Source organism: Candidatus Oscillochloris fontis (assembly GCF_004138135.1).
GTDB classification, from domain to species: domain Bacteria; phylum Chloroflexota; class Chloroflexia; order Chloroflexales; family Chloroflexaceae; genus Oscillochloris; species Oscillochloris fontis.
This window is the reverse complement of the sequence record NZ_RYFD01000001.1, coordinates 221,224-234,396: the sequence shown is the minus strand read 5'-3', so window position 1 is coordinate 234,396 and position 13,173 is coordinate 221,224. Positions and strand designations below refer to the sequence as shown.

At 61.7% G+C, this 13,173-nt stretch carries 4 protein-coding genes; 3 read left to right on the top strand and 1 reads right to left on the bottom strand.

Annotated elements, in window-relative coordinates:
* The first annotated feature begins 28 nt into the window (after positions 1-28).
* Complete coding sequence (locus EKD03_RS00945; RefSeq protein WP_202976748.1) at positions 29-649, top strand: hypothetical protein; 621 nt, start codon at positions 29-31, stop codon at positions 647-649.
* Here EKD03_RS00945 and EKD03_RS00940 read toward each other — a convergent pair.
* On the bottom strand, positions 646-1,596 hold the full coding sequence (locus EKD03_RS00940) for a DNA-methyltransferase (protein ID WP_129626352.1): 951 nt from the start codon (positions 1,594-1,596) through the stop codon (positions 646-648). The two genes, EKD03_RS00945 and EKD03_RS00940, sit on opposite strands and share 4 nt — an antisense overlap.
* A gap of 421 nt (positions 1,597-2,017) precedes the next feature.
* Between EKD03_RS00940 and EKD03_RS00935 the strand changes: the two genes are divergently transcribed.
* Together EKD03_RS00935 and EKD03_RS00930 are read left to right on the top strand one after the other, a co-directional pair.
* Positions 2,018-3,652, top strand: a complete 1,635-nt coding sequence (locus EKD03_RS00935; protein WP_129626350.1) for an acyl-CoA dehydrogenase family protein — start codon at positions 2,018-2,020, stop codon at positions 3,650-3,652.
* A 63-nt stretch (positions 3,653-3,715) separates the two neighbouring features.
* The gene (locus EKD03_RS00930) at positions 3,716-13,159 is read left to right on the top strand and encodes a type I polyketide synthase (RefSeq protein ID WP_129626348.1); all 9,444 of its coding nucleotides are present in this window, start codon (positions 3,716-3,718) and stop codon (positions 13,157-13,159) included.
* The last annotated feature ends 14 nt before the right edge of the window (positions 13,160-13,173 follow it).

Genomic DNA, 13,173 nt, shown 5'->3' with positions numbered 1-13,173 from the left:
TAGGTAAGGTTGAGTAAGGAGTCATTATATGCCGAGTATGACAGAGCAGGAAGCATGTACGCCAACACCATTAAACCCAAACGGATTTAACCTCAGCGCAGTATTACCATACAACCTTCAAATCGCACATATACAATCCACAATGCAAGAATTTATTGATTTCTTGAGTTTTGTAAATAATCAGCTTTATACGAAAAATATACTCAGACTTGAGTCAATGCTGATGTCAGTAAATTTCAGTAGTATGGTGGGCGAATTCATGTCCGCTTCTATTCCGAAATATTGTCCAACACTAACTAAAAATCGCCATCATAATGGACATCCTGATCTCGTCCCGGTGGGATATTACACAGATAACGATATACTTCATGGCACTGAAGGGATTGAGATCAAAGCGTCACGATACACACGAGGCTGGCAAGGTCATAACCCAGAAGATGTATGGCTGATGGTCTTCGTCTTTGATAGTAATCGAGCTAAAGATACCGATCCTAAAAAATTTAAGTTCATATCAGTTTCAGGAGCGCAATTACATAAGGAGGATTGGAGTTTTTCAGGAAGATCTGCTAATAGCCGTCGAACAATTACGGCAAGCGTCATGCCATCTGGATTTTCAAAAATGTCTGCGAACTGGATTTATTCTGATTAATCTTCTGCAAATTCCTGTAGATCCAGTTGTCGAATATCAGTTTTTACAGACAAATTTGTTAATTTCGGAATAGCTTGCAGCCCCATATTAAAATAATCCATATACCGTTCCACTCCAATACTCTGTAATCCCTGAGATTCTGATGCTGCAATGGTAGAGCCTGATCCCATAAATGGGTCAAGAATAATCCCTTTGCCTAATGGTAAAGCAGCATGCACTACTTGGCGCAAAAATGATTGGGGTTTAATACTAGGATGATCGGCTATTAATCGTTCAGTATGCGAGGTTCGCTCACTGACAATGACATCAGTAAAGGGCTGATCCATACTAATTCGCCGTAATCCTCCTGTTCCGTATGTATGAAGGCAATCACTTACTTTCATCCCTTTGGGTAAGGGTTTCCGAAAAATACCCCAAGGTTCATAGGCGCTCCTTGGAAGAGAGCATACCTCAGGAAATACATTCTCCGCATTTTTTGGTCGATCTCCGCCACGAAAAGTACGAATAAGACGAATAAGCTCTCCTCGAAACTCTAGTCCACTATTCACCAGCGATGAAAATACGATCTGCGATAAAAAGGCATTTGTCGCAATAAAGATATGACCTCCCGGCAAAAGAACATGCATTGCGAGCTTTCCCCACTCAACAAAGAAACGCTGGAGCGATGCACGTTCCTTCTGATTGAGTGCGGTAAATCTGGGAAGCGGTGCGCGATTACTTCCATCGAAGGAAGGAGGTATACGCCATATTCCGCCATTCCCATTCGCACGTTTTTCTATTTGATCAAAATCATACTCTTTTACACCATAGGGTGGATCAGTTACGATGGCATGAACAGAATCTTTCTGGATGCGCCCCATCCATTCAAAGCAGTCCGCATGAATAACAATCGAATTCTTAAAAGTAGCAGAACGATAATCTAGTGCAAAATCAATATTTGCAACCATATTCTTCTTCCTCCTAACACACCCTTGGTTAATACAAACAAATGTGCCATACTATTTTGAGTTTGTCAAGAGACATACCTCACCCCCCCACCAACCCACTTGCCAACATAACGCACTGCATTAACGCACTGTGTATACGCAGTGCGTTAAGTCTTTTCGTACCCATCACCCTTTTATGATGCTCAATTGTTATTCTATCACTACCAAAAGAGGTGACACTCGACAACAAAATGAGTATCTGGCATCAAAATATAATTACTCTTTTCTTTCTGGCTGTAGATGCGCTATTATGATTGCAGACAACGACGGGATAATTGATGCTTGAGGAGTGAGGCTTGAAGCATGGGTCTTGAGGCTGCCAGAGTTGGGTTCAGGCATTCAGACCTCAGGCATCAAGCATCACCGATTATGGAGGGCGCCCATGACGACGCTGGACACCGATACGCTGGACATGGTGTTGGCAACCCTGCGCGAGTACGCCGCGAAACAACTCACCGATGAGTTCTTGCGCGATCTGGATGCGCGTGATGAGTTTCCGGTTGAGGTGCTGAAGGAGCTGTATGACCCGAATAAGATCGGGTTGCATCTGCTCTTCATCCCGGAGGAGTATGGCGGTTTAGGTGGCGGGGCGTATGACATCTATCGTGTGTCGGAGCAGATGGCGCGGATTGATCTGGGGATCGCAACCGGCGTGTTGGCGACGTTCTTGGGGACTGACCCGATTACGGTGGGTGGCACGGAGGAGCAGAAGGCCCACTGGATGGGCCGCATCGCCGATGAGGGGATGTTGGTGGCCTATGGCGCGACTGAGCCGCAGGCCGGGAGTGACTTGGGTACGCTGACGACCAAGGCTGAGCCGGTGGTGGAGGATGGCCGGGTGGTCGGCTATAAGATCAGTGGCCGCAAGCAGTGGATCAGTAATGGTGGCGTGGCGGTGATCTATACCATCCTCGCCAATACCCCCGGTGGCCCCTCCTGGTTTGTGGTGGATCGCGAGACGCCCGGCTTTGTCAAGGGCAAGCACGAGGATAAGCACGGTATTCGCGCTTCCAATACCGCCGCGCTCTTCCTTGATGATGTCTATGTTGATGCTGACCGCCTCGTTGGTGGGGTGGAGGGCCAGGGCTTGGCTCAGGCCCAGGCGGTCTTCGGTTATACCCGTCTGATGGTGGCGGCGTTTGGGTTGGGTGGCGGCTGGGCCGCGCTGGAACGCGCTATCCGCTATAGCCAGACCCGCATCCAGGGTGGTGGCTTGCTCTCGACCAAGCAGGCGTATACCCATCGGTTGCTGGTGCCAAATGCGATCCGCTTGGAGGCTGCTCGTGCCTATATCGAGTGGACCGCCGCTCGGATTGATGCCGGTGAGCCTGATCTTCAGACGGAAGGCGCGATTGCCAAGTATATGGCCACCGAGGGTGGCAATAAGGCCGCTGAAGATGCGATCCAGGCGCTGGGTGGCTATGGCTACACCAAGGAGTACATGGTCGAGAAGATTAAGCGTGATGTGCGCATCACCTGTATCTATGAGGGTACCTCGGAGATTTTGGAGTGGACGATTGCCCGCGACCGCTGGCAGCTCCACCTGAAGTCGCGTGGGGCCTATTTTATGGATTGGGCGACCCGGCTTGATGCGCTGGCTGCCACCAATCCGGCCTCGGGTGCAGCAACTGCGGCGCTCGCCATCCGGGCGATGGCGACGATCATGGAGCGCTGTCGCCTCGACCGCCTCACCCGCAATCAGCACATCCTCTTCCGCCTCGGTGAGATGGTGGCGTGGGCTGAAACCGCTGCCATCTTTGCGGAACGCGCCGCCACCCCCACCCCGGCCATCCCGCTGGGTGCCGAAACCCGCTTGGCCATGGCGCGCATCCACGCTCGTAACGCCGCGCTCAAGATTGCGAGTGAGGGGCTGAGTTGGGCGATTGGGGCCGGTCAGACTGACCCCAACCTCGCTAATTCGCTCGGTCTGCCCGCGATCTATGCCGCGCAGGCTGGTCAGATTGAGGATATGAACCGGGTTGCCGCCGATCTTGTGGCGGCGTTCCCTGCCGAATAAGTAGTGACTGCCCCCGCGCTGCGGCTTCGGCCTGCGCGGGGGCTATCGAATAGGAGCCGACCAATGGATCAGGTCGCACGTCGTGCTATTGCCGTTGTGGGTGTGGGGGCTGTCTTGCCCGATGCACCCAGCGCCCAGGCTTTCTGGGCCAATGTTGTTGGGAAGCGCTACAGTATCAGCGAGACTCCTGCCGACCGCTGGAGTGTCGCTGATTATTATGACCCCGACCCTAGTGCGCCCGATAAGAGTTACACCAAAATTGGGGGTTGGGTTCGTGATTTTCGCTTTGATTGGCAGCGGTTTCGTATTCCTCCTAAAGTTGCTCAGGCGATGGATCAGGGGCAGCAGTGGGCCGCGACCTGTGCCGCTGAGGCGCTGGCTGATTATGGCTACCCCGACCGACCGCTGAATACGGAGAATACCGGGGTGATTCTGGGCACGGCGATGGGGGGTGAGTTGCATTACCACACCCACCAGCGGGTTGTCTTCCCCGAATTTGCCAATATGTTGCGTGCTACGCCGATGTTCCACAGTTTGGCTCCGGCGGTGCAGGCTGAGTTGGTAGCCCAGTTCCACGCACAGATGGATCGTACCTTGCCCTCGATCACTGAGGACTCGATGCCCGGTGAGTTGCCCAATATTGTGGCTGGGCGAGTGGCCAATCTGCTCAATCTGCGTGGCCCCAACTTTATTACCGATGCGGCATGCGCCTCGACCTTTGCGGCAGTGGATGCGGCGGTGGAGTTGCTCTCCGATGGGCGTGTGGATGCGGTACTCACCGGCGGGATTGACCGCAATATGGGGCCGTCTACCTTCGTCAAGTTCTGTAAGATTGGGGCGCTCAGTGCCACTGGCACGCGCCCGTTTGGCGATGGGGCCGATGGCTTTGTGATGGGTGAGGGCGGCGCAGTCTTCCTGCTCAAGCGGCTCGAAGATGCCGAGCGCGATGGCGACCGTATCTATGCGGTGATCCGGGGCGTGGGCGCTTCGTCCGATGGTAAGGGCAAGGGCATCACTGCTCCCAACCCGGTTGGGCAGATCTTTGCAATTGAGCGTGCTTGGCGCAATGCCGGGCTTGACCCAGCGACATGTAACCTTGTCGAGGCCCACGGCACGAGTACCCGCGTGGGTGATGTGGCTGAGTTGGAGAGCCTGACCAAGGTCTTTGCGCATGCCGAGCAGGGCAGCATTGGGCTGGGTTCGGCCAAGAGCAACATTGGCCACCTGAAGGCGGGTGCGGGCGCAGCCGGGTTGCTCAAGGCGGTGATGGCGCTGCACGCGAAGGTGTTGCCGCCGACGCTGAATGCCGAGCGCCCCAATCCGAAGGCCGATTTTGCGCATAGCCCCTTCCGCCTCCAACATAACCCAGAGGCGTGGGAACGCCGTGGCAATCTGCCCCGGCGGGCGGCGGTGAGTGCCTATGGCTTCGGGGGTACCAACTTCCATCTGGTGTTGGAGGAGTATGTGCCGGGGATGATCCGCACTGAGCCGCAGCGCTATAGTGGCGTGAGTCTGCCCCAGGGTGATGGAGCCGGATCGGGGGATGGCCGGGCGGCCACGCCAGCGCCGGTGCGCGGTATCTTGGCGCTGGGGGCGGCCACCGAGGCCGCGCTGCTGGCCGAGTTGCAGTCCGTGGTGGCACGGGTGGCTACGGGTTGGACGCCGCCGCTGGCGTTGCCCGACAAGGCGATCCTGGCCCAGCCGGAGCGCTTGGTGATTGATTTTGCCGATGCGGTTGATCTGGGCGAGAAGTTGGCCAAGGCGAGCAAGGCCGCTGCGATGCACAGCCCGGCGGCGTGGCGCGCCCTGCAAGGCCAGGGTGTCTTCCGTGGTAGTGGCAAGCCCGCTGGCAAAGTGGCCTTCCTCTTCCCCGGCCAGGGCAGCCAGTACCTCAACATGGGCCGCGAGTTGGCCACGATCTCGCCCGTGGTGGCGCAGGTCTTTGCCGAGGCTGATGCGGTGATGACGCCCATCCTGGGGCGTTCGCTCACCAGTTATCTCTTTGTCGAAGGGGATGACCCGGCAGTACTCAAGAAGGCCGAGCGCGAGTTGATGCAGACGGCGATCACCCAGCCCGCCATGCTCACGCTCGATATTGCGATGATGAAGCTGCTAGAGAGCTACGGCATCCGCCCGGATATGGTGATGGGCCACTCCTTGGGTGAATATGCCGCACTGGTGAGTGCCGGCATTATGCCCTTCGCCGAGTCTCTGGAGGCTGCCGCCGCCCGTGGCGCCGAGATGACCCGCGTGAGTGTGGATGATAACGGCTGGATGGCGGCGGTGATGGCACCGCTCGATGTGATCACCCAGACTCTCGCCGAGTGTGAGGGCTATGTGGTGGCGGCGAACATCAATAGCTACGGCCAAGCCGTCATCGGCGGGGAGAGCAAGGCAGTTGAGCAAGCCATTGGCCGCTTCGTCGCCAAGGGCTACCAAGCCCTGCGCATCCCGGTGAGCCACGCCTTCCACACCCGCATCGTCGCTCCGGCGGCGGCCCCGTTGCGTAAACTGCTCAACCGGCTGCATATTGCGCCCCCGCGCCTCCCGCTGGTGGCGAATGTCACTGGTGGCATCTACCCAACCGATGTTGAGGCGATCAAGGACATCCTCGAACAGCAGATCGCCTCGCCGGTGCAGTGGGTACGCGGCCTGGAGACGCTCTACGCCGAAGGCTGCCGCGTCTTTGTCGAGTGCGGGCCGAAGCGGGCGCTCAAGGGCTTTGTTGATGATGTGCTGGGCAGTAAGCCCGATCTGGTGTCGCTCTTTACCAACCATCCCAAGAATGGCGAGTTGGCGAGTTTCAACCAGGCGTTGTGCGGCCTCTATGCGGCGGGGTTGGTGCAATCTGAAGCACCCGTCGCCCACGTTGCGCCGCCCGCCGAACTTCCCCGCGCCATCCTAGAGGAGACAACTGTGACCTCACCCAATGGAAGTGGCCCCCAGCCAAGTGCGCCACTGGCTCCGGCGGGCCTCGAAGCGCTAGGGTCGCTGCTGGCTCAGGCATTGCAGGCCGCCCAGCCCCAGGCGCAGGCGCGTGGCCCGCAGGTCTATGATCGTGATGAGGTGCCGAGCGGTTCGGTGGTCATCTCCGGCACTGGCCTGGGTCTGCCCGGCCCGGCCAAGTCGCTGATGGACCCGGAGAATGCGCTGCGGATTCTGCGTGGCGAGCAGTTTATTGATCTCATCCCCGAACGCTTCCGGGCGATGATGCTGCGCAAGAATATCATTCGCTTGGTCAAGGGCGAAGATGGCGGCGGCCAGTTTGTGGCGATTGATAACCCCGATGATGTTGTGCGCCTCGCCGGACGCGCCGGTTCTTTCGATCTGCACGCGGAGTATGGGGTGCCCGACGCGCTGATCGAGGCGCTGGATCGCACCACCCAACTGGCCATGGCCGCTGGTCTGGATGCGCTGCGTGAGGCCGGGTTGCCGCTGGTGCAGACCTACCGCCTGACCAGCAGAGGTACGCATCTGCCGGATCGCTGGATGTTGCCCGAACCGCTGCGCGATGAGACCGGCGTGATCTTTGCGTCGGCCTTCCCCGGTATGGATCGCATGGCCGATGATTTGATGCGCTACTTCACCTACGAGAGCCGTCAAACCCAGGTCGAGCAGCTTGAGAAGTTGCGCAGTGCGGTGAGTGATCCGAGCGCCTTGGGCGAGATCAACCGTATGATCGCGGCGCTGCGTGAGGATCTGGCGCGCGAACCCTACACCTTCGACCGGCGCTTCATCTTCCGCGTGCTGGCCATGGGCCACAGCCAGTTTGCTGAATATATCGGCGCACGCGGCCCGAATACCTCGGTCAATGCCGCCTGTGCCAGTACCACCCAGGCCATCGCGCTGGCCGAAGACTGGATCCGCAACGGGCGCTGCCGCCGCGTGCTGGTGATCGCCAGCGATGATGTGACCAGCGACCGGCTGATGGAGTGGGTCGGGGCGGGCTTCTTGGCTACCGGCGCTGCCGCCACCGATGATGCGGTGGCTGAGGCCGCGCTGCCCTTCGATAAGCGCCGCCACGGCACGATCCTTGGGATGGGAGCCTGCGCCCTGGTCGTCGAGAGTGAAGATGCCGTGCGCGAGCGCGGTATGCGCGGGATTGTCGAGGTGCTGGCCAGCGAGACTGCCAACAGCGCCTTCCACGGTACGCGCCTGAATGTAGACCACATCTCCCAGGTGATGGATCGGCTGATCGTCAGTGCCGAGCGGCGCTTCGGCATCAACCGCCTCGCCATCGCCCCGCAGACGGTCTTTGTCTCCCACGAGACCTTCACCCCGGCGCGTGGAGGCAGTGCCGCCGCCGAAGTAGCCGCGCTGCGCCACAACTTCGGCCCCGCCGCCGACTCGATCATTATCGCTAACACCAAGGGCTTTACCGGCCACGCCATGGGTGTGGGGGTGGAAGATGTCATCGCGGTGAAGATCCTGGAGCACGGGGTGGTGCCGCCGGTACCCAACTTCCGTGAGATTGACCCCGAACTAGGGCTGCTCAACCTCAGCCGGGGTGGGCGTTACCCGGTGCAATACGCCATCCACCTTGCGGCTGGCTTCGGGTCGCAGTTGGCGTTGACCCTGCTGCGCCGCGTGCCGGGCGGCTTGGATCGCGTCGACTCGCCCGCGCATTACCGCTTCTGGCTCGATCAGATCACCGGCTATGACCGCGCTGAGACTGAGGTGGTGCAGCGTGTATTACGGGTGAAGAGCACGAGCGCCCCCGCCCGTACTCCCGCGCCTAGCCCGTGGCGCTACGGCACCGGCCCGATGGTGCGCGCCGCCACCCCCGGTAGCCCCCAGCAGGTTGCGGATCTCCCGCAGCCGACACAGCGCAGCTACGCCGCCCCGGTTGCGCCGCCGCCCGTCGCGGTGGCTTCGGCTCCCGCCCCGGTTGCGCCGCCACCCGTTGCCGTGGCTCCGGCTCCCGCCCCGGTTGCGCCGCCACCCGTTGCCGTGGCTCCGGCTCCCGCCCCGGTTGCGCCGCCGCCCGTCGCCGTAGCTCCGGCTCCTGCCCCGGTTGCGCCGCCGCCCGCCCCAACGGTCAATCCGGTGGAGGCGCAGGTGCTGACACTTGTGGCCGAAAAGACCGGCTACCCCTCGGATATGCTCGATCTCGACCTCGACCTTGAGGCTGATTTGGGCGTGGATACGGTCAAGCAGGCCGAGACCTTCGAGGCCGTCCGGGGTGCCTTCAACATCCCGCGCCCGGAGAACTTGGCGCTACGCGACTACCCGACGCTGCGGCGGGTGATCGAGTTTGTCTACGAGTCGCGGCCCGAACTCAAGCAGGTCAGTGCGCCCGCCCCGGTCGCGCCGCCGCCCGCCCCAGTCGCCCCAGCCGCCCCGACGGTCAATCCGGTGGAGGCGCAGGTGCTGGCGCTGGTGGCCGATAAGACCGGCTACCCCTCGGATATGCTCGATCTGGATCTGGACCTTGAGGCCGATTTGGGGGTGGACACGGTCAAACAGGCCGAGACCTTCGAGGCCGTGCGGGGTGCCTTCAACATCCCGCGCCCGGAGAATCTGGCGCTGCGTGACTACCCGACGCTGCGGCGGGTGATCGAGTTTGTCTACGAGTCGCGGCCTGAACTCAAGCAGGTCAGTGCGCCCGCGCCCGTTGCGCCGCCGCCCGCCCCAGTCGCTCCAGCCGCCCCGACGGTCAATCCGGTGGAGGCGCAGGTGCTGGCGCTCGTCGCCGATAAGACCGGCTACCCCTCGGATATGCTCGATCTCGACCTCGACCTTGAGGCCGACTTGGGGGTGGACACGGTCAAACAGGCCGAGACCTTCGAGGCCGTGCGGGGTGCCTTCAACATTCCCCGCCCGGAGAACCTGGCGCTGCGTGACTACCCGACGCTGCGGCGGGTGATCGAGTTTGTCTACGAGTCCCGCCCCGATCTGAAGGCTGCGCCCGCCCCAGTAGCCGCCCCGACCCCGGTGAGTGCGCCCGCACCCACTCCGGTCGCCGCGCCTGCCCCGGTGAGTAGCCCGGCTCCGGTCTACGATGCAGTCGCCGAGCAGGTGTTGGCGCTCGTCGCCGATAAGACCGGCTACCCCACCGAGATGCTCGATCTCGATCTGGATCTAGAGGCCGACCTGGGGGTGGACACGGTCAAGCAGGCTGAAACCTTCGAGGCCGTGCGGGGTGCCTTCAACATTCCCCGCCCGGAGAATCTGGCGCTACGCGACTACCCGACCCTACGGCGGGTGATCGAGTTTGTCTACCAGTTCCGCCCCGATCTGAAGCCGAGCAGTGCGCCCGCGCCGGTCAGTGCCGCGCCGGTGAGCGCGGCCCCGGTCAGCGTAGCCCCGATAAGCCTGCCGACCCCGGTCAGTGCCGCGCCGGTGAGTACCCCGGCCCCCACCAGCGACCCGGTCGCCGAGCAGGTGTTGGCGCTCGTCGCCGACAAGACCGGCTACCCCACCGAGATGCTCGATCTCGACCTGGATTTAGAGGCCGACTTGGGGGTGGACACGGTCAAGCAGGCCGAGACCTTCGAGGCCGTGCGCGGTGCCTTCAACATCCCCCGTCCCGAAAATCTGGCGCTGCGCGACTACCCGACGCTGCGGCGGGTGATCGAGTTTGTCTATGAGTACCGCCCCGATCTGAAGCCGAGCAGTGCGCCCGCGCCGGTGATGGCTCCGGCCCCCACCAGTGACGCAGCCCCCGCCAGCGACCCGGTCGCCGCCCAAGTGTTAGCGCTGGTCGCCGACAAGACCGGCTACCCCACCGAGATGCTCGATCTCGATCTGGATCTGGAGGCCGACCTGGGCGTGGATACGGTCAAGCAGGCCGAGACCTTCGAGGCCGTGCGCGGTGCCTTCAACATCCCACGTCCCGAAAATTTGGCGCTGCGCGACTACCCGACATTGCGGCGGGTGATCGAGTTTGTCTATGAGTACCGCCCCGAACTGCGGGCGGGTGGGGCCGCACCTGCGGCGGCCAGCGCTCCGGCCCCTAGCGCCGCGCCGCTGGTCAGCAGCGCCCCGACACCCAGCGTCAGTTACGATGTTGCCGAGGCCGACCGTGCGCCCCGGCGGGTGCCCACGCCTGTGTTGCGCCCCGCACTTGAGATGTGCCAACCCACCGGCGCGCTGCTCGACAGCGGTAGCCGGGTAATCGTGATGATGGATCGCAGCGGCGTTGGCAAGGCGTTGGTGGGTCGCCTCCAGAAGCGCGGCGTTGTCGCGCTCACCTTCGAGGAGCCACCTAGCACGACCGAACTCGAAGAGCGCCTGAGCGCATGGATGGCCGAAGGGCCGATCCAGGGCATCTACTGGCTGCCCGCGCTCGATGTTGAACCCGACCTGGACGAGATGGATCTCGCCACCTTCCGCGAGGCGACTCGCGGGCGAGTGAAGAACCTCTTCCTGACCCTGCGCACGCTCTACGCGCACTTCAGCGGCCCGCAACACTTCCTCGTCTCCGCAACGCGGCTGGGTGGTCTGCACGGCTACGAAGAGGCGGGCGCGAGTGCCCCGCTGGGTGGTGGTGTGACGGGTCTCACCAAGTCGTTCAAGCGCGAACGTATCGAGTTGACGGTTAAGGCGGTGGACTTTGAGTTGAACCGCAAGACCGCCGATCCGGCGGAGGCGCTGATCGCTGAGACGCTCTATGACCCTGGGGTGATCGAGGTGGGCTACCACGAAGGGCTGCGCTTCAGCATCAACTTCCAGGAACTCCCCGCCGCCGACGGCAACCCCGGCATGGTGCTGGGGCAGGAGAGCGTCTTCGTTGTCACCGGGGCGGCGGGGGGCATCACCAACGCCATCGTCGCCGACCTCGCCGGGGCCAGCGGTGGCATCTTCTACCTGCTCGACCTGACACCGACCCCAGAGGCGAACGATCCGCAGATCGCGCAGTTCCGCAGCGACCGTGAGGCGCTCAAGCTGAGTCTGATCGAGGAGCTGAAGGCCGCCGGTGAGCGCCCGACGCCGGTGCAGATCGAGCGTCGTCTAGCCCAGATCGAGCGCAGTGATGCGGCGCTGCGGGCGATTGAGGCGGTGCAGGCGGCGGGTGGCACGGCCCACTACCGCAGCCTCAACCTGCTCGATGGCCCGGCAGTCGCCGCAGTGGTGGCCGAAGTGGCCGAACGCCACGGGCGCATTGATGTGCTGCTCCACGCGGGTGGCATCGAGATCAGTAAGAGCATGCCCTCCAAGGAGCCGCGTGAGTTCGACATGGTCTTCGACATCAAGGCTGACGGCTTCTTCAGCCTGCTCAACGCGGCCAAGGCCATCCCCATCGGCGCGACCGTCGCCTTCAGTTCGGTGGCCGGACGCTTCGGCAACAGCGGCCAACCCGACTACAGCGCGGCCAACGATCTGCTCTGCAAGATCACCAGTTCGCTGCGCCGCACCCGCCCGCAGACACGCGGCATCGTGATTGACTGGACTGCGTGGGGCGGCATCGGGATGGCCACCCGTGGCTCCATTCCCAAGATCATGGAGGCGGCGGGTATCACCATGCTGCCGCCCGAAGTTGGTATTCCCACCATCCGCCGCGAACTGACCGCTGGTGGGACACGCGGCGAGATCCTGGTGGGGATGGATCTGGGCATCCTCACCGCTGAACTGGCTCCCCAGGGTGGCCTCGATCCTGAGCGGGTCAAGGCGCTACTCGCCACCCGCGAGCCGCCCCTAGCGATGATCGGCACCCTCACCTCGGCCTGTCTCTACGGCGGGATCGAGGCCGAGACGCTGGAGAACCCGCAGCAGCAACCCTTCCTCGATGATCACCGCATCGAGGGTACCGCCGTCCTCCCCGGCGTGATGGGTACCGAAGCCTTCGCCGAGATTGCCAGCCTGCTGGCACCGGGCTACCAGATCGCCGAGATTGACCACGACCGCTTCGCTAGTCCCTTCAAGTTCTACCGCGACCAGCCGCGCACACTCTACCTGCGTGCCAGTGTGCGCCCGCAGCCCAACGGCGACCTGATCGCGCATACGGAATTGCGCTCGGTGCTCAAGCCACCCAAGGAGGGGCTACCCGAACAGATCACGCTCCACTTCAGCGCCGACGTGCTACTCAGCCGCACCCCCGTCGAGCCACCCGAACCGGCCCCGCTCTGGCCGGTCTCGGACGAGGTGCGCGTCTATACCACCGCCGACATCTATGGTGTCTACTTCCACGGCCCGGCCTACCAGGTCTTGGATCGGGTGCTGATAGACGAGGGCCGAGCGATTGGCGTGATGTCCAATGATCGCCCCCCGGCGATTGAGCCGCCCGACGCGGCCACGCTGATAGACCCGCTGCTGATCGAGTTCTGCTTCCAGACCGCCGGGATCTGGCAGGCGTCGCACGATGGCGTGCTGGCCCTACCCGCCGAGATCGATTCGGTCTCGGTCTTCCGCGCCACGCCGCCCCCCGGCGATCCGCAACTCTACGCCATTGTCACCCCGGTATCCGAAGGTCTCTTCGATGCCCAGGTGCGCGATGAAGCGGGCAACGTCTATGTCGCGATGCGTGGCTACCACACCATCGCGCTGCCCGGAACGGTGGAGTTGTAAGTAAGGCAAGGTTC